Source organism: Halolamina rubra (assembly GCF_000739555.1).
Classification (GTDB): Archaea; Halobacteriota; Halobacteria; order Halobacteriales; family Haloferacaceae; genus Halolamina; species Halolamina rubra.
Genome location: NZ_BBJN01000045.1, coordinates 45,607 through 61,866 on the forward strand (window position 1 = coordinate 45,607; position 16,260 = coordinate 61,866).

At 70.4% G+C, this 16,260-nt stretch carries 17 protein-coding genes and 1 pseudogene; 10 read left to right on the forward strand and 8 right to left on the reverse strand.

Annotated features, from left to right (window positions below; translation table 11 throughout):
- Nucleotides 1–6 precede the first annotated feature (6 nt).
- Nucleotides 7–935: pseudogene (gene argF, locus ACP95_RS12235) on the forward strand (ornithine carbamoyltransferase).
- 3 nt (nt 936–938) lie between these two features.
- Here argF and ACP95_RS12240 read toward each other — a convergent pair.
- The 4 genes from ACP95_RS12240 to ACP95_RS15815 are packed head-to-tail and all read right to left on the reverse strand — an operon-like array spanning nt 939 to nt 4,426.
- A complete protein-coding gene (locus tag ACP95_RS12240; RefSeq protein WP_049981477.1) occupies nt 939–1,871 on the reverse strand; it encodes an acetamidase/formamidase family protein in 933 nt (310 codons plus the stop codon).
- 52 nt (nt 1,872–1,923) lie between these two features.
- Nucleotides 1,924–3,003, reverse strand: coding sequence for a LeuA family protein (locus ACP95_RS12245; RefSeq protein WP_049981478.1), 1,080 nt, complete (start codon nt 3,001–3,003; stop codon nt 1,924–1,926).
- Nucleotides 3,000–4,259, reverse strand: a complete 1,260-nt coding sequence (locus tag ACP95_RS12250; protein ID WP_082224681.1) for a CaiB/BaiF CoA transferase family protein — start codon at nt 4,257–4,259, stop codon at nt 3,000–3,002. The genes ACP95_RS12245 and ACP95_RS12250 overlap by 4 nt, the downstream gene beginning before the upstream one ends.
- Nucleotides 4,256–4,426: a hypothetical protein gene (locus tag ACP95_RS15815; protein ID WP_154018541.1), complete on the reverse strand. Its 171-nt coding sequence runs from the start codon at nt 4,424–4,426 to the stop codon at nt 4,256–4,258. The genes ACP95_RS12250 and ACP95_RS15815 overlap by 4 nt, the downstream gene beginning before the upstream one ends.
- Nucleotides 4,427–4,542: 116 nt before the next feature.
- Here ACP95_RS15815 and ACP95_RS12255 point away from each other — a divergent pair, with 116 nt between their 5' ends.
- On the forward strand, nt 4,543–4,737 hold the full coding sequence (locus ACP95_RS12255; protein WP_049981479.1) for a cold-shock protein: 195 nt from the start codon (nt 4,543–4,545) through the stop codon (nt 4,735–4,737).
- Between the two features lie 39 nt (nt 4,738–4,776).
- Here the strand turns inward: ACP95_RS12255 and ACP95_RS16385 are convergent, their stop codons facing one another.
- Entirely contained in the window at nt 4,777–4,890 is a 114-nt protein-coding gene (locus ACP95_RS16385; RefSeq protein ID WP_237560443.1) for a hydrogenase maturation nickel metallochaperone HypA, read from the reverse strand.
- Nucleotides 4,891–5,041: 151 nt separating this feature from the next.
- Between ACP95_RS16385 and ACP95_RS12260 the strand changes: the two genes are divergently transcribed.
- Both ACP95_RS12260 and ACP95_RS12265 read left to right on the forward strand, forming a co-directional pair.
- Complete coding sequence (locus ACP95_RS12260; protein WP_049981480.1) at nt 5,042–5,686, forward strand: HAD family hydrolase; 645 nt, start codon at nt 5,042–5,044, stop codon at nt 5,684–5,686.
- An 85-nt stretch (nt 5,687–5,771) separates the two neighbouring features.
- Nucleotides 5,772–6,977: a CaiB/BaiF CoA transferase family protein gene (locus ACP95_RS12265; RefSeq protein WP_049981481.1), complete on the forward strand. Its 1,206-nt coding sequence runs from the start codon at nt 5,772–5,774 to the stop codon at nt 6,975–6,977.
- Nucleotides 6,978–6,992: 15 nt separating this feature from the next.
- Here the strand turns inward: ACP95_RS12265 and ACP95_RS16155 are convergent, their stop codons facing one another.
- Together ACP95_RS16155 and ACP95_RS12275 are read right to left on the reverse strand one after the other, a co-directional pair.
- A complete protein-coding gene (locus ACP95_RS16155) occupies nt 6,993–7,547 on the reverse strand; it encodes a hypothetical protein (RefSeq protein ID WP_049981482.1) in 555 nt (184 codons plus the stop codon).
- Nucleotides 7,544–8,113, reverse strand: a complete 570-nt coding sequence (locus tag ACP95_RS12275; protein WP_049981510.1) for a DUF7344 domain-containing protein — start codon at nt 8,111–8,113, stop codon at nt 7,544–7,546. The genes ACP95_RS16155 and ACP95_RS12275 overlap by 4 nt, the downstream gene beginning before the upstream one ends.
- Nucleotides 8,114–8,598: 485 nt before the next feature.
- Between ACP95_RS12275 and ACP95_RS12280 the strand changes: the two genes are divergently transcribed.
- From ACP95_RS12280 to ACP95_RS15825, 4 genes are read left to right on the forward strand one after another with little or no spacing between them, the layout of a single operon-like run.
- Complete coding sequence (locus ACP95_RS12280) at nt 8,599–10,074, forward strand: PGF-pre-PGF domain-containing protein (RefSeq protein ID WP_049981483.1); 1,476 nt, start codon at nt 8,599–8,601, stop codon at nt 10,072–10,074.
- Nucleotides 10,075–10,121: 47 nt separating this feature from the next.
- Nucleotides 10,122–10,964 (forward strand): hypothetical protein, encoded by an 843-nt coding sequence (locus tag ACP95_RS12285; RefSeq protein ID WP_049981484.1) that lies wholly within the window; start codon nt 10,122–10,124, stop codon nt 10,962–10,964.
- Between the two features lie 21 nt (nt 10,965–10,985).
- On the forward strand, nt 10,986–12,149 hold the full coding sequence (locus ACP95_RS12290) for a signal peptidase I (protein WP_049981485.1): 1,164 nt from the start codon (nt 10,986–10,988) through the stop codon (nt 12,147–12,149).
- Nucleotides 12,150–12,204: 55 nt separating this feature from the next.
- The gene (locus tag ACP95_RS15825) at nt 12,205–13,485 is read left to right on the forward strand and encodes a DUF5305 domain-containing protein (protein WP_154018542.1); all 1,281 of its coding nucleotides are present in this window, start codon (nt 12,205–12,207) and stop codon (nt 13,483–13,485) included.
- A gap of 3 nt (nt 13,486–13,488) precedes the next feature.
- On the opposite strand, the gene ACP95_RS12300 is transcribed toward ACP95_RS15825, so the two are convergent.
- Nucleotides 13,489–13,809 carry an EthD family reductase gene (locus ACP95_RS12300; protein WP_049981487.1) on the reverse strand — a complete coding sequence of 107 codons (321 nt, stop codon included), beginning with the start codon at nt 13,807–13,809 and terminating at the stop codon, nt 13,489–13,491.
- A gap of 113 nt (nt 13,810–13,922) precedes the next feature.
- On the opposite strand from ACP95_RS12300, the gene ACP95_RS12305 reads away from it, so the two are divergent.
- Nucleotides 13,923–14,828 (forward strand): DUF7260 family protein, encoded by a 906-nt coding sequence (locus ACP95_RS12305; RefSeq protein WP_154018543.1) that lies wholly within the window; start codon nt 13,923–13,925, stop codon nt 14,826–14,828.
- A 339-nt stretch (nt 14,829–15,167) separates the two neighbouring features.
- Nucleotides 15,168–16,151: a transcription initiation factor IIB gene (locus tag ACP95_RS12310; protein WP_049981489.1), complete on the forward strand. Its 984-nt coding sequence runs from the start codon at nt 15,168–15,170 to the stop codon at nt 16,149–16,151.
- The last annotated feature ends 109 nt before the right edge of the window (nt 16,152–16,260 follow it).

Below are 16,260 nucleotides of genomic sequence, written 5' to 3' on the forward strand. Positions count from 1 at the left end.
AAACCGATGTACGACAACGACACCGTTCCCACGTTCCCGACGAACCTGCTCACGATCGACCAGCTCTCGCCGTCGGCGCTCGGCCGGCTGCTCGACCGCGCCGCCGCGATCAAGGCCGGCGAGGAGACGGCACGGCTGGACGATCGGACCGTGGCGATGGTGTTCGAGAAGCCGTCGACGCGCACCCGGACCTCCTTCGAGGCCGGCGTGACCGAGCTCGGCGGTCACCCCACGTTCCTCGGCCAGGACGATATCCACCTCGGCCACGGCGAGCCGATCAAGGACACCGCCCGCGCGCTGTCGCTGTACGTCGACGCGGTCGTCGCGCGGCTGAACGGCCACGCCGACCTCGAGGAACTCGCCGACTACGCCGACGTGCCGGTGGTGAACGCGCTCACCGACGACGCCCACCCCTGCCAGACGCTCGCCGACCTGCTGACGCTTAGGGAGATCGCGGCGGAGTCCGGCAAGACGCTCGAGGAGACGACGCTCGCGTGGGTCGCGACGGCAACAACGTCGCGCGCTCGCTCGTCGTCGGCTGCGCGCTCGCTGGCGTCGACCTGCGCCTCGCGACGCCGGCGGGGTACGGCGTCGACGACGAGGCGGTCGCGACCGCCGCCTCGCTCGGCGGGGAGCCGGCACAGTTCGACAGCCCCGAGGCCGCCGTCGCCGGCGCCGACGCGGTGTACACCGACGTGTGGATGAGCATGGGCGAGAGCGAGAGCCGCGCGGACAAACTGCCCGCGTTCGACGGGTTCCAGGTCGACGAATCGCTGCTCGCCGGCGGCGCCAAGCTGCTGCACTGCCTGCCCGCCAACCGCGGTGAGGAGGTCACCGACGCCGCCCTGGAGAGCGAGCAGTCGGTCGTCTGGCAGCAGGCCGGCAACCGCAAGCCGACCCAGCAGGCGCTCCTGCTGGAGCTACTGTCCGCCTGACGGTCAGAACGGCGAGGAGACGTGCTCGGCCGGGATCGCGTTCCGCACCGTCACCAGCGGGTCGACGACCTGCGAGATCTCCAGCCCGCCGACGAGGCTGCCGAACGTGTGGGCCTCGGTCGGGCTGTAGCCGTGCTCGTACGAGAGCAGCTTCATCGCGTCCCTGTGGGCCAGCTTCGCCGCCTCCTCCATCGTCTCGGCGCTGGCGACGGTCTTCCACTCGTCGCCGGTGTCTATCAGCGGCCGCTCGAGGTCGAACGCCGGGTCGAAGATCACGTCGACGGTCACGTCCACGTCGGTCGCGATCTCGGCGCCCGTGCCGCACATCTCGCCGTCGGCCATCACCGCCTTCGAGTCACCCATCGCGAGCATCGCGCCCGACTGGAACACCGGGAGGTAGAGCACCGAGCCCGCGCTCACGTCGTTGGTGTCGAGGTTGCCGCCGTGGTCGTGTGGGACGAGCGTCGTGTACGACTCCATCGCGGGCGCGACGCCGATGGTGCCGATGCAGGGGTCGGCCGGGATCGAGCGCTCGCCGAACCGCACCCGCGGCCGGCCGTCGTCGTAGTTCTCGCCGTTCTCGACTGGCGTGATCCGGGTGAAGGGGGCCTCCACGTCCGCGTCGTCCTGCATGAGGCCGAACCCAGGGGTGGTGACGACCCGCCCGCGGTCCTCCGCGAGGCGCACGTCCTCGATCTCGACCCGGAGCACGTCGCCGGGGTCGGCGCCCTCGACGGCGACGGGGCCGGTGGCGGCGTTGACCTCGTCGGGGATCTGGTCGAGCAGGTCGTCGTCGCTCTGGATCGCCCCGTTCAGGCTGTCCCGGGTCTCGAACGTGAGGCTCGTGTTGGGTTCGACCGTCCGGACCGGCTCCATCTCGGGCGCGAACTCGTAGACGACGCCGTGGGTGTCGTCGCTTATCGTGTCTCTGTCCATACGCGTCGGTCGGTTGGTGTCAGCAAAAAGGTGCTGTCGGCGGCGGGCCCGGCTACGCGTCCACCTCGCCGGCCAACTCGACCGCCTCGTCGACGCCGACCGCCTCGTCGCGTTCAGCGAGTCGATCGAGCAGCTCCTCGACTCGGTCGTCAGTGGGCTCCCGGCCGGCGCGTTCGAGCAGCTTCCGGGCCGCGCCCGCGCCGGTGCTCCCGCCGAACAGGAGCCGGCGCTCGCCGCCGAACCGGGCCGGCTCGAACGGCTCGAACGTCGACGGCTCCTCGAGCATCGCGGCGGTGTGCAGGCCGGACTCGTGGGAGAACACCTCGGCGCCGAGCAGCGGTTTCGTCGGCTCGACGTCCTCGCCCAGCGCGTCCAGCACGCGCTCGGCGACGGGGAGCAGCGACGACTCGTCGACCGCGAGATCGACTGGCTCCTCGCCGACCGCGGCGGCGGCGACGAGCTCCTCGGTCGGCGTGTTCCCGGCGCGCTCGCCGATGCCGCCGACGGACACGTCGACTTTCCCGGCGCCCGCGCGGCCCGCCGCCAGCGCGTTCGCCGTGCCGACGCCGAGATCCTCGTGGAAGTGGACGCCGATCTCGTCGAGGTCCGTGTCGAGGTCGGCGAGGAACTGCTCGACGCCCGCCGGGGTCCGGGAGCCGACCGTGTCCGCGACCGTGTACCAGTCGGCGTCGACCGCCGCGAACAGGTCGTCGAGGTGGGCCGGATCGGTGCGGAACCCGTCCATCGCGGTGAACTGGACGTCGGCGCCGCCCTCCCTGGCGAGTTCGGCGGCTTCCTGTACCGACTCGACCATCGATTCGCGGGAGGAACCGAGCACGGCGTCGAGCTGTCTGTCACTCGTCGGCGCGAACAGGTCCACCACGTCGACGCCGGCGTCGAGCGCGGCCTCCACGTCGCCCGGAACGGCTCTGGCGAGCCCCGTGATGTCGGCCTCGATGTCGAGGCGGTCGCAGGCCCGGCGAGTCCGCTCGTCGGCGACCGGGAAGCCGATCTGGAGGTAGTCGACGCCCAGCGCGTCGAGTTCGCGGGCGGCGCCGACTTTCTGGTCGACGCTGTACGCCACGGCGGGGCGCTGCTCGCCCTCCCGGAGCGTGAGGTCGAGGAGCTTCATACCGCCCCTGAATCCCTGAGCCGCTCGCGCTCCGCCGCGTCGTACCCCAGCGCCTCCAGCACGGCGTCGGTGTCCTCGCCGAGCTCGGGCGGATCGGTATTCTCGACGCGGTCGAACCCCGTCGAGCGTGCCGGGTAGCGCGGCACGTCGATGTCGCCACCCTCGCCCTCCGTCGCGCGGATCGAGCCGAACGCGTCGGTCTGCCGGAGGTGCGGGTCGTCGACCACGTCCTGCGTGTCGTTGATCGGCGCCACCGGGACGCCAGCGTCGCGCAGGCGAGCGATGAGCTCCTCGGCGTCGAACTGCTCGCAGGCCGCGCCGACGCGCTCGTCGAGCGCCTCGCGGTTCCCACGCCGGTCCTCGAGCGTGGCGAAGCGCTCCTCCTCGTGGAGGTCCACGTCGAGCGCCTCGCACATCGCCTCCCACTGCCGCTGGGAAGACGGGCCGACGAACACCCACTCCCCGTCGGCGGACTGGTAGGCGTTGTACGGCGCCCAGTTGGGGTGGCCGGCGCCGATGGGGTCGGCCGCCCTCCCGTAGGCCTGCGTGTACGCGAGCCAGTAGCCCATCAGCGAGACGGTGCTCCCGTACAGCGGGACGGTGACGTGCTGCCCCTCCCCGTTCGCGTCGCGCTGGCGCACGCCGCCGAGGATGGAGATGGCGCCGTACAGCGAGGCGGCCATATCCGCGAGGCTGGTGCCACAGCGCACCGGCGGCTGGCCGGGGCGGCCCGTGACGCTCATCACGCCCGACAGCGCCTCGGCGACCGGGTCGAGCGCGGGGTACTCCTCGTAGGGGCCCTCGTTGAACCCCTTGATCGAGCAGTACACCAGCTCCTCGTTGATCTCCTTCAGGTCGTCGTACCCAACGCCGAGGCGGTCGGCGGTGCCGGACGCGAAGTTCTCGATCAGCACGTCCGCCTCCTCGACGAGCTCGGCGAACACCGCGCTCCCCTCCTCGGACTTCAGGTCGACTGTGACGCCGAGCTTGTTGCGGTTGACGTAGTTGAACGAGCTGTTGCCGACCGCCGAGGAATCCCGGACGGCGTCGCCGCCGTTCGGGTGCTCGACCTTGATCACCTCGGCACCGAGATCGGCCAGCAGCATCGAGCAGAACGGGCCGGCGATGATGTGGCCCAACTCGAGCACCGTCACGTCCGAGAGCGGTCGTCCCTCGGCGCCGGGCAGCAGCTCCGGCGCGACGCGGTGACCGCCGTCGGCACCCGCCCCGTCGGCCGAACCGTCGTCTCGGGTCATCGAGAGGATGCGGTTGGCGCGGCGACGAGCGCGTCGCCGTGAGGGCCGGTTTCGCCGTCGTCGATGGCCTCAGCAGTGCTGACCGGGGTGGAGACGGTCCAGTCGTCGACCCGCTCGCTCGGGTCGTAGTTGGCGTCCAACCTGGGACAAGGATCGGCGCGGTACATACCCCCGTTGGAGGCTGTGAACCCACTTCAGTCTTGATACGCGTTCACGTGAGTCGCGTGTGACTTACCCACACATATATATCCGAGCACGCACAAGACGAAAACCGGAGATAGCGATGGCGACAGGCAAGGTTGCGTTCTTCAACGACACCGGAGGGTACGGCTTCATCGAGACCGAGGACGCGGACGACGACGTGTTCTTCCACATGGAGGACGTCGGCGGCCCCGACCTCGAGGAAGGGCAGGAGGTGGAGTTCGACATCGAACAGGCGGACAAGGGGCCGCGGGCGACCAACCTGACTCGGTTGTAGCCCCGGCCGACCGTTTTCTTCGGCGGCGCCGACGAGCAGTTAGCGCAAGCGCTGTCGGCCGAGTTCGCCGCCGCAGTCCGGACAGAGCGCCCGGTAGGAGCGGTTGCTCACCGTCCGTGTACACTCCCGGCAGACGAACTGAGGGCCGACCATCGATTCGTGATGGGTGCTACGGAGTGGTAAATGTTGCCGTGGTACACGACAGGGTCGCACGGGCGATCGTGATCCGTGACTGAAGGGACCCGATGGCCGGCGGTGCCGGCAGTCAAAAGCCTTAGCGCGCTCCCGAGCGAACGTCGGGCCGATGACCGACCGCCGAACGGGCCCCGCCGCCTCGTTCGACTGCTTCGGGACGCTCGTCTCGGTCCCCCGCCCGCCCGACCCGGCCGAGGCCATCGCGACACGGCTGACCGAGCGCGGCGTCGAGGTGCCGGCCGACTGGGCCGACGCGTACGCGGACCGGTACGTCGACCCCGCCGAGCGGGCCGAGCTCTCGCTGCCGGTTCACACGCGACGGGCGCTCGCGAGCCGCGGCGTCGACGCCGACCCCGGAGTGGTCGAGGCCGCCGTGCTCGACGCTTTCGACCGGGAGGCCTCAGTCCTCCCTGGCGCCGAGGCGGCCCTCGCCGCCGTCGACGCCCCGGCGGGGGTGCTCTCGAACTGCGCGGTCCCGGGACTGGTCCCGCGGACGCTCTCGCGGGTCGGCCTCCGCGACCAGTTCGACACGGTCGTGACGAGCCTCGACGTGGGCTGGCGCAAGCCGGACCGGCGGGCGTTCGCCGCGGTCGCCGCCGAACTCGATGTCCCCGTCGACGCGCTGGTTCACGTCGGCGACGACCCCGACGCCGACGGCGGGATCGACCGCCACGGCGGGCGCTACGTCCCCGTCGACGGCGACCTGACCGCGCTGCCGGATCGACTGGCCGAAACGGGCGTCGTGGACCACTGAGCCGTCGGGTTCCGGGTCGATCCGGCGCGTCGGTGCGCTCGCGGATGTGGGAACCACTAAGCCGCTGGGCCGTCGGAGTCGGGGCATGAGCGACGACCCGACCGGCCCGCTCGACGGCGTCACCGTGCTCGACGCCTCGCGCGTGCTCGCCGGCCCGTTCTGCGGGATGCAGCTCGGCGACCTCGGCGCCGACGTGATCAAGGTGGAACGACCCGACGGCGGCGACCAGACCCGCCACTGGACCCCGCCGGCGTTCGGCGACGAGGTGGCCTCCTACTACGCCAGCATCAACCGGAACAAGCGCTCGATCACGCTGAACCTCACCACAGAGGCGGGCCGCGAGACGTTCCGCGACCTCGCCGCGGAGGCGGACGTGGTGCTGGAGAACTTCCGGGTGGGGAAAGCCGCGGAGTGGGACCTCGACTACGAGACGCTCAGCGAGCGGAACCCGGGGCTGGTGTTCTGCTCCATCACTGGGTACGGCCAGTACGGCCCCAAGGCCGAGCGCCCGGCGTACGACCTGATGATGCAGGCCGAGGGCGGGATGATGAGCATCACCGGCGAGGAGGGACGCCCGCCCGTGCGCGTCGGCGTCGCCGTCGCCGACCTCGCGGCGGGGATGTACGCCACGCAGTCGATCCTGGCGGCGCTGTTCCGCCGGGAGTTCGCGGACGAGGGCGGTGACCGCGTCGACATCGCGCTGTTCGACGCGCTGCTGGGCTGGCTCACGTACATGGCGACCGACGGGTTCGCCTCCGGCGAGGCGCCCGAGCGGATGGGCTCCCGACACCCAAACATCGCGCCGTACCAGGCGTTCGAGGCCGCCGACGGCTACGTCGTCGTCGCCTGCGCGAGCCAGGCCATCTGGCACCGGCTCTGCCAGTCGATCGACCGCCCCGATCTCGTCGACGACCCGCGCTTCGAGACCAACGAGCGCCGCGTCGACAACCGCGACGAACTGGAGTCGATCCTCACCGACGCGTTCGCCGACGAGACCGTCGACGAGGTCGTCGACCTGCTCCGGACCAACGACGTGCCGGTCGGCCGCATCCGGGACGTGCTGGAGGCGTTCGACGACCCGCAGGTCGAGGCCCGCGGGATGCGCCAGCGCGTCAGCCACCCGACCGCGGGCGAGCTCGAGCTCCCGGGGTCGCCGATGCAGTTCGGGGAGTACGCCGCGACCGCGCGGCGCCACCCGCCGCTGCTCGGCGAGCACACCGAGGCGGTGCTCTCGGAGTTGGGGTACAGCGACGAGGAGATCGAACGGTTGCAGGAAGAGGGCGCGGTCTGAGCGGGCTGGGGCGAATCAGGCGTCGTCCGGCGTGGGGGTCGGTGTCGGTGTCGCCGTCGGTTCGGGAGTCGGCGTTTCGGTGGCAGTGTCGTTCGAACTCGGGGTCGGCGTCACAGTCGGCGTCGCCGTTCCGTTCCCGTGGGTGGTAGCGGAAATGCCATTAGTACACTGCTCACCGACCTCCGCGGTGACGGAGGCGTCGAGGCCGCCGACGACCTCGACCGTCACCTGCTCCTCGCCGAACGCGTTGGGGTACATCCTGGTATCACCGGGCTCGATTTCGGCCTTGTTCGGGTTCGGTTCCACTGATTTGCCGTCACCCGAGATCAACGTGACAGTAAACGGCGCGGAGAACTGGTTGGAGACGGTGACCTTCACCGGGTTCGAGCCGTTATCACTGCCCCTGTCCGTCTCACAGACGGAGACCCCCACGTACGCGTTCTCGGACTCGACGACGGCGACCGAGACGCCGCGGTCGGCGCTGACGCCGGTGAAGCCGAAGCTCGCGGTGACGAGCATCGTCGCCGCCGCAGCTGCGAACAGGACGCTGACCGCGCGTCGGTGGTTCATTCTCGCCTGAGTTCGGGCGGTTTGTCGCTCTCGCCGATGCGCTGCCCCCGGGCGTAGTACGTGTGGGCGACCGCGGAGACGGCGAACATCGCGGTGAGGGCGCTCATCCACGCCACGTCGGGGAACAGGGCGAACGGCCAGGCCTCGAGGAACACCGCCCCGGTGAGCGTGGCGGCGACGCCCGAGAGCCCGAGGTAGTAGACGCTCCAGGGGATCTCGTTCCCCTGAACGACCTCCATGTACACCTCGATGTCGTTCAGCGACGCCGTCGGCTCGACCAGCCCCCGGTCCTTGTTGAACTCCACGATGCCCGCCTCGTCCATCATCGGGAGGTGTGACTGCTGGAGCGCCGTGTACACCCGCTTTCGCTCCTCGTAGGACACCTCGTCGACGGCCACGTCGTACTCCCAGGCGGCTACCTGTTCGGCCACGTCGCCGATCTCTGCTGCGCCATCCGTCTCCTCCAGTGCGTGGACGGTGTATCGACGACGGCGGTTCGAGAGCACCTCGAACAGCTCGTCGTCGGAGAGGTTCGGGGACTCCGCCCCGACCGATCCCGAGACCACCTCGCCGGCAACCTCCCCCTGTTGGCGGCTCTGCGTTGAGGATGACACAGTGAGAATGTTAGTGTAGTGCCACATAAACACTAGGTATAGTTTAGTAGATAGGTAGGGTAGTCATAAATCTGCGAAGTTCGTGAAACAGCATCAGGAGCGGCCTGAACGCTATATTCCCCGGTTCTCGTCTTGTACTGTAATCTGATACTAACCGCCATTTCCGACGAAACCCACGGACGAGAAGGGGATAGTTGTAGGCTCCGAACCGCTCATACAACGTCAGACGCCTGTCGTTCACCTGTCTCTGAGGGAACTCGTTTCGAGGTCGCGACACGCGCCTCCTGAACAGCGTGTAGACACCACCGGCCAGGTCAGCGGCGGTACAAGCACTCCCTGAACCCAGTTCAGCGGTACCAATACTACGGTACGTGCATGGTAACTGAGAGGTAACACCCCCGCCTGCGGGGCGGGGATCACGAAACAATCGATCCACAGTGAACCGCCGAACGCTCGCCCTCGCCATCACGCTCGTCCTCGCCGGAACGTTCGCGTTCCCGTCGGCAGCCTCGCCGCTGTTCGCCGGCCCGACCGACCAGCTCGGCGAAGACGTAGCCCTGGCGCCGAGCAGCGACTACGCCTACCTCGACGCCGACGACGAGCTCGTCGTCGACCTCTCTCCCTCCAACCCCGACATCGACGGCGAGGGCGTCAACGCCGACGGCCGGACGACCATCGGCGACGTGTTCCGGGTGCGGTACAACGGCTCCCGGTACGCCCACGTCTGGCTGACACACGGCTCCGACGCCGTGACGTTCGCCGTCGACGGCGAGCCGATCCAGTCCGAGGCGAACAACGTCACGCTCGCGCCCAACGAGTCCGTCGCCGTCTCGCTCACGGTCGACACGACGGGCCGCGTCGACGGGTTCGTGGACGACATCACGATCCACTCGCGGGTGGCCGAGCCCGCGACGGCCGCCAGCGACACCAACAAGCTCGCCGCGGACACCGCGACAGAAACCGCGTCGGTCGACGGGTTCGCGACGCGGGTGGTCGCGCCGACCGAGGACTCCCGCCGGTTCACCGCCCTCAGCGCCGAACCCGGGGCGTCGACCGAGTTCGACGCCGGCCCGCTCGCGCTCCTCAGCGGCGGTAACCTCACCCTGGACCGGCTCGCGGTGACCAGCCCGAACCGCTCGTACACGGTGCGGGCCGCGGCCACCGACCCGGGTGAGGCGGGGGCGGCCGTCGTCGACGCCGGCGCCGAGCCGCTGGGCGCGGTGCGGATGACCGTCGCCGCCGGCAACGTCTCGGCCGCGACGATGTCGTTCAGCGCCGCCCCGTCGTTCGTCGCCGACCGGGGGATCGAGACGGAGCACCTCGCCGTCTACCGCTACGCCGACGGATCGCTCTCCGAACTCGACGTGACCGCGACCGGCGACCGCGACGGCCGCGTCAGCTTCGACGCCGAGACGCCCGGCTTCTCGACGTTCGTCGTCGCCCTCGAGCAACCGCGGTTCGCCGTCGACGACGCCGCCCTCTCGACGGAAACGGTGGCCCCCGGCGAGGCGGTCACCGTGACGGCGTCGGTCTCGAACACCGGCTCGGGCACCGGCAACCGGACCGTGACCGTTCGCGTGGACGGCGAGATCGCCGCGGAGCGGACCGTCGAAGTGGCGCCCGGATCGACGACGGAGATGTCCGTCCCGGTCGTGCGCGAGGAACCCGGCGAGTACACCGTCAGCGTCGACGGCGTCGAGACCGGGAGCTTCACCGTCGCCGCGGCGGACGCCACGGCCACCGAAACCCCGACCGCTACTGCCACGAGCGCGACAGCGACGACTGACTCGCCGACCGAGCCCCCGGTCGCCGAGCCCGGCGGGTTCGGCCTGGAGAGCCTGCTGGGGCTGGTCGGGCTGCTGGCCATCCTCGCGGTGGTGCTGGTGCTGGCCCGGCGCACGCCGCGACCGTGACCGACCGAGGAGGTAGCCTTTTGACAGGTTGGGCCGTGCGACCGCACATGGCTCGACCGGGCGAGCGGTCGTTGACCGTGGCACTGCGGGAGGCCGTCCGACTCCGGGACTGTCTGGCGCTCTCGCTGGTTCCCGCGGTCGCCCTCGCCGCGTTCGCGCTTCCCGTCGCGCGCCGGGAGGCGCTGGCGTTCGTCTACCGCGAGCCGTCGCTGCTCACCGCCTACACCGCCCACGTCGTCCACTTCGACGCGGCCCACCTCGCGGCGAACCTGCTCGGCTACGTGCTGGTGACCGGGTTCGCGTACGTGCTCGCCGGGCTCGCGGGCTATCGGCGGCTGTTCTGGGTCACCACGGCGACGTACCTGGTCGCGTTCCCACCGGTGCTGTCGGGGCTGAACCTCGCGGTGCCGCGGGACGCCGTCGGCTTCGGGCTCTCGGGGCTCAACATGGCGTTCTCGGGACTGCTCGCGCTGGTGCTGGTGGCCTACGGCGCGCGGCTCGACGACCGGATCCGGCTCCGGGACGCGCCGGCGCTGTTCTTCGGGGCGATCGTGACGATCTCGATCGTCGCGCTCCCGAGCGGAACCGCCCGCGGCGTCGGCGTCGCGAGCGCCGTGCTCGCCGCCGTCTACGTGGTCGCGGCGCGACGCTCCAGACGGGGCGACCCGCCGGTCAACCTCCGGGCGGGCTGGCTCGACGCGGGCGTCCTCGGCGCGGTCGCGCTGCTGGGCTACCAGTACGTCGGGTTCAGCACGGTGACGGCCGACGGCGGAATCGTGAACGTCTACGTCCACCTGCTTGGGTTCTGCCTGGGGTTCATCGTCCCCTACAGCGCGATCGTCGCCGGCGTCGTCGACGGCGGCGCCGACGGAGGCTTTTTGTCAGACTAACACAACCCTTGGGCTGACTGGATGACTCCCCGCCGACTCCTGACGCTGGGCGCCGAGGCGGCGCTCGTGCTCGTCGTCGCGTCGCTGCTGCTCGGCCAGGTGCTCGGCACGCCCGTGCTGCTGGGGTACGTCGAGACGGGGAGCATGGAGCCGACGCTCGAGCCGGGCGACGGGTTCGTCGCCGTCCCAGCCGCCGTCGCCGGCGACGTGGAGGAGGGCGACGTGATCGTGTTCCGGGCCGAGGAGCTCCAGGGCGGGGGGCTCACGACCCACCGCGTCGTCGGCGAGACCGAACGGGGGTACGTGACGCGCGGCGACGCCAACCCGTTCACCGATCAGGACGGCGACGAGCCCCCGGTGAAGGAGGGACAGATCGTCGCCGAGGCGCTGCAGATCGGGGGCAGCGTCGTAGTGATCCCCAACCTCGGCACGCTGGTGACCGGGCTGCAGGGCGCGTTCACCGCGGTGCAGCAGCGACTCGCCGTCATGACTGGCTCCCGGGCGCTGCTGGGCACACAGGGGCTCGCGTACCTCCTGCTCGGGCTGTCGGCGCTGCTGTACCTCTACGACGTGGTCGCCGGCGACGGCGAGGAGCGCGACCGCGACCGTGACCGCAGCCGCGATCAGGGGTTCTCGCCCGGCCTCGTCGTCCTCGTCCTCGCGGGGGTGCTCGTCGCGTCGGCGACGGCGGCGATGGTGGTGCCGGCGGGCACCCAGCAGTTCGGGGTCGTGAGCGCGGAGTTCGCCTCGGAGAACCCGACCGTGATCGAGCAGGGCGGGTCGACGACGCTCCCCTACACGGTGCCGAACGCGGGGGTGGTGCCCGTCGTGGCGTACGTCGAACCCGGCAGCGACGGCGTCGCGATCGAGCCCCAGCGCGTCCGCGTCGGCGGCCGGAGCGAGGCGACGGTGGAGATGACGCTGTCGGCGCCGCCGGAGACCGGCTACTACCGGCGGTTCGTCACCGAACACCGCTACCTCGCGCTGCTCCCGGTGCCGGTGATCGACGCGCTGTACGAGGTCCACCCGTGGCTGCCGATCCTGGCCATCGACGTCGCGCTCGCCGGCGCCGTCGCGCTGCTGGGGCTGGTCGTGCTCGGCGGCCGCCGCGTCAGGGTTCGGCGCCGGAGTTCGCGCCACAACCGCTCGACGTGGCGGCGGCTGCTCCGCTATCTGACACGCTGAGTTCTCCTGTCGGCTGACCAATAGTCCTATGTAACGTCATCCCACAGTCACGTCCATGACTCAGGGGAGGTCCAGACTCAGGGGCCGGGCGATCGTGGGCTCGTGGTTCGCCGTGCTGGCGGCGGTGCTGGTCGCCCTCGCGTTCGTCGGGGGTGCCGCGGCGTACACCGCCCACGTGGATCCGGGCAGCACGACCGAGCAGGTCGAGCGGACCCACTGGACGGCCGACGGCACGTACCACCACGCCGCCGAGGTGACCCGCGAGAACCCCGTGTTCCCGGTCGGCTCGACGCTCTCGAACCGGTCGACGTACTACACGGGCGTGTCGCCGGAGCTCGACGGCGAGTACGCACTGACGTACACCGGCCGGGACGCCGCGCCGGCGACGGTCGACCTGGCCGCGTCGCTGGTGATCCAGTCGAGCAGCGACGGGACGGTGTACTGGACGGATCGAACGGCGCTCGACTCGACCAGTGTCGACTCGCTCGCGCCGGGGGAGTCGACGCGCCTGGGGTTCACGCTGAACGCGACCGAGGTCGCCGAGCGCCGCTCCGCGATCCAGTCGGCGCTGGGCGACACGCAGGGTGAGATCGCCACGTTCGTCGCGGTCGACGTGACCGTGGCGGGCGCCGTCGACGGGGGGTCGGCGGATCTCTCGTTCACCCACCGGCTCCCGGTGAGCGTCGACGGCGGGTCGTACACGGTCGGCCCGGAGACGGCCGGGAGCGAACCGATGACGACGACGCAGGCCGTCAGTACGCCACGCGAGTACGGGCCGTTATGGTCGCTCGGCGGCCCGCTGCTGTTCCTCGTCGGCGCGGCCGGGCTGGCGGGGCTGGCTCTCGGCCGCCGGCGGGACGCGTTCAGCCTCTCCGCGGCCGAGCGCGACCTGCTCGCGTACCGCGACGACCGCGCGGAGTTCGACGAGTGGATCGTGCGGGCCCGCCTCTCGCCGACGTTCGAGGACCGGACGCGGGCGGAGGCCGAGTCGCTCGCGGACGTGGTCGACTTCGCCATCGACGCCGGAACCGGCGTCGTCGAGGATCCGGGCTCGGGTCGGTTCTACGCCGTCACCGAGGAGCTGGCCGTCGTGTACGACCCGCCGAAGCTGGCGCGCGAACCGACCGGCGACGACGCCGACGACGACGGGGTGCTCGCGGACGTGGCAGGCGTCTCCGTCCCGGCGGACGAGAACGGCTCCTCGGACGAGGCCGGTTCGGAGGCCGTCGACGCCGCCGAGGAGGGCGGTTCTGGAGGGAGCGACAGCGAGGACGCAGACGCCGGGGCTACCGTGGAGGCCGTCGACGAGTCGGCCGACGACCCGTCCGGGGAGTGAGCCTCAGTCGGCGACGAACCGCGTCTCCTCGTCCATGTACAGCACTTCGCCGGCGTCCTGGTCCGAGAACTCCTCGGCGTCGGCCAGCAGCGCCTCGCCGGCGTCGGAGTCGAACGCGGCGCCCAGCGTCGCCATATCCTCGAAGTACACCTCCGCGACGCCGTCGTAGGCGCTCTTCTCGGGATCGGTCGGGTGGGAGGTGACGTAGCGCTCGACGCCCGGTAGCTCCTCGACCAGCGGAGCGTGCTCCTCCTCCCAGTAACTGCGGAACTCCTCGTAGCTGAGCGACTCCTCGCGGACCAGCAGGACGACCATCTTGACCATGCCGGCACGTCTCGGCGGGGGCGACCTTCGGTCTGTCGATCCGGCCGCCATCCGTCGATCGTCGCCGCATTCGGATGTTTCAAGTAGCTCCACGGTAGAGGTTCACACAGTAGATGCCTGCTTCGTACAGTCTCGCTCCACGGATCGAAGGGGAGGTGGCGGCCTGCAGCGGCGCGTTCGGCTGTCTGGAAGCGCTCGCGGGCTCGCTCGTGGGGCTCGTGCTCTGGGCCGGCCTCGCGACGGGGCTGCTGTTCGCGCCGCGGGCGAACGTGCGGGCCGCCCTCGAGGCGCTCCGCGTGGAGTACGAGGCGATCACCGCCGAGCAGGACGCGTTGGAGGCGTTCGTCTCCCGGATCGAGGGGCTCTCGCCGTCGGGGCCGAAGTCCACCGTCGATGCCGGCGGCGTCGGCGTCGTGGGGGCGACGACGAGCGCCGGCGGGATGGAGCAGCTGCGGACCGCGTACCGCGAGACGGTGATGGACGTGCCCCACTACGAGCGGGACTACGGCGAGTCGTTCCCGGTCAACATCGCCAACGAGTTCGGCGACGGCGTCGCCGGCGCGGTGCTGGCCAACGACGCGCTCTCGCCACAGGTCAAGCGGGCCGTGCTGGCGAGCGCCGAGGAGGGCGTGACCAGCCGGGAGCGCTACCTGGACACGCTCGACAGGGAGCGCGAGCGCCTCGAACGGGCTGGCGCGGCGCTGGAGGCCGCCGCCGCGAGCTGTGAGGCCGTCGACGGCCAGCGGCTCCGCCGTCGCTCGTTCGACGATCTGCAGGAGCGCTACGACCGACTCGACGACGCCCGGGACTCGCTCTCGTCGACGCTCGAGCGCCGACAGGAGCAGGTCCAGGACGGCGTCGCGTTCGGCTGGCAACGGCGCGACAGCGAGTCCGTCTACCGCTACCTCTACCAGGACATCGACGCCACCTACCCCGTGCTCGCCGACGGAACCCGCGTGCTGGAGCGGATGGACGCGGTCGAGCGCCGGATCACGACCGCGCTCACGGCCCAGGTCTGACGAGCGGCGGTCCCCCTTTCTCGAGTTCGGTCCCGATCGCCGATCGATTACCGATCCGGCCGCGCCAACGGGTTTCGGCGCGCGTTACTCCCGGCGAAACGCTCAATAAAGGGTGGGGGTACTCGGGACGAAACCCTCAAGTAGCCGCCGCCGGCGGGTTGGGTCTGTCACCTTCGTTCCGGATATTTCCCAAATTCGGCCGTATCAGCCGTTCTCTCGACTTCATACCCCAGATGTCTGAGCGGAAATGAGCCAGTAGATTTAAAACCCTTGGCGCGTTACCCGGAAGTGAGACGACTGCAGTCCAGACGCATCTGTCTCTCCCCCCATCCACACCCAATGAGCGACAAAGTACAAGCGTACACCAGTGAGCGTGCCGAGGCCGCACAGAGCGAGGAAGAGACCGAGGAGGAGTCCGTCGACGAGCTCCAGTGTCCGGAGTGCGGCGGCAGTCTCGCGACCGACACCGAACACGGCGAGACGGTCTGTCAGGACTGCGGTCTCGTGGTCGACGAGGACAGCATCGACCACGGCCCCGAGTGGCGCGCGTTCGACTCCCGCGAGAAAGACGAGAAGTCTCGCGTCGGCGCCCCGACGACGAACATGATGCACGACAAGGGGCTGTCGACCAACATCGGCTGGCAGGACAAGGACGCCTACGGCAACCAGCTCTCGGCCAGCCAGCGACAGAAGATGCAGCGGCTCCGGACGTGGAACGAGCGGTTCCGGACCCGTGACTCGAAGGAGCGCAACCTGAAGCAGGCACTCGGCGAGATCGACCGCATGGCCTCGGCGCTCGGCCTCCCGGAGAACGTCCGCGAGACCGCCTCCGTCATCTACCGGCGCGCCCTCTCCGAGGATCTCCTCCCGGGACGCTCGATCGAGGGCGTTTCGACGGCCAGCCTCTACGCCGCCGCCCGGAAGGCCGGCACCCCGCGCAGCCTCGACGAGATCTCCGCCGTCTCCCGCGTCGAGAAGGACGAGATCGCCCGCACCTACCGCTACGTGGTCCGCGAGCTCAAGCTGGAGATCCAGCCCGCCGACCCCGAGCAGTACGTCCCGCGCTTCGCCAGCGACCTCGGGCTCTCCGACGAGGCCGAGCGCCGCGCGCGACAGCTGCTCCAGACCGCGAAGGAGCAGGAGGTCCACTCGGGCAAGTCGCCGGTCGGCCTCGCGGCCGCCGCCGTCTACGCCGCGTCGCTGCTGACCAACGAGAAGGTGACCCAGAGCGAGGTCAGCGAGGTCGCCAACATCAGCGAGGTCACCATCCGCAACCGCTACCACGAGCTGCTCGAGGCCGAGGAGAGCATCCACATGCCCTGAGACGGGTGTGGAGCCACCGCCTCGCCGACTGAGCCGCTTTTCGGTTCGTTCACTCGCCGACCAGCCGTGGCCACGGCCGTCGCCGACGACTGCGGCGTCGACGCCGACC

Coding starts and splice junctions, on each gene's coding strand:
- ACP95_RS12305 (WP_154018543.1), top strand. CDS start 13,923: ATGCCTGCTTCGTACAGTCTCGCTCCACGGATCGAAGGGGAGGTGGCG.
- ACP95_RS16385 (WP_237560443.1), bottom strand. CDS start 4,890: ATGGTCGGCCCTCAGTTCGTCTGCCGGGAGTGTACACGGACGGTGAGC.
- ACP95_RS15825 (WP_154018542.1), top strand. CDS start 12,205: ATGACTCAGGGGAGGTCCAGACTCAGGGGCCGGGCGATCGTGGGCTCG.
- ACP95_RS12265 (WP_049981481.1), top strand. CDS start 5,772: ATGAGCGACGACCCGACCGGCCCGCTCGACGGCGTCACCGTGCTCGAC.
- ACP95_RS12290 (WP_049981485.1), top strand. CDS start 10,986: ATGACTCCCCGCCGACTCCTGACGCTGGGCGCCGAGGCGGCGCTCGTG.
- ACP95_RS16155 (WP_049981482.1), bottom strand. CDS start 7,547: ATGAACCACCGACGCGCGGTCAGCGTCCTGTTCGCAGCTGCGGCGGCG.
- ACP95_RS12260 (WP_049981480.1), top strand. CDS start 5,042: ATGACCGACCGCCGAACGGGCCCCGCCGCCTCGTTCGACTGCTTCGGG.
- ACP95_RS12285 (WP_049981484.1), top strand. CDS start 10,122: ATGGCTCGACCGGGCGAGCGGTCGTTGACCGTGGCACTGCGGGAGGCC.
- ACP95_RS12300 (WP_049981487.1), bottom strand. CDS start 13,809: ATGGTCAAGATGGTCGTCCTGCTGGTCCGCGAGGAGTCGCTCAGCTAC.
- ACP95_RS12310 (WP_049981489.1), top strand. CDS start 15,168: ATGAGCGACAAAGTACAAGCGTACACCAGTGAGCGTGCCGAGGCCGCA.
- ACP95_RS12250 (WP_082224681.1), bottom strand. CDS start 4,259: ATGACCCGAGACGACGGTTCGGCCGACGGGGCGGGTGCCGACGGCGGT.
- ACP95_RS12255 (WP_049981479.1), top strand. CDS start 4,543: ATGGCGACAGGCAAGGTTGCGTTCTTCAACGACACCGGAGGGTACGGC.
- ACP95_RS12245 (WP_049981478.1), bottom strand. CDS start 3,003: ATGAAGCTCCTCGACCTCACGCTCCGGGAGGGCGAGCAGCGCCCCGCC.
- ACP95_RS15815 (WP_154018541.1), bottom strand. CDS start 4,426: ATGTACCGCGCCGATCCTTGTCCCAGGTTGGACGCCAACTACGACCCG.
- ACP95_RS12240 (WP_049981477.1), bottom strand. CDS start 1,871: ATGGACAGAGACACGATAAGCGACGACACCCACGGCGTCGTCTACGAG.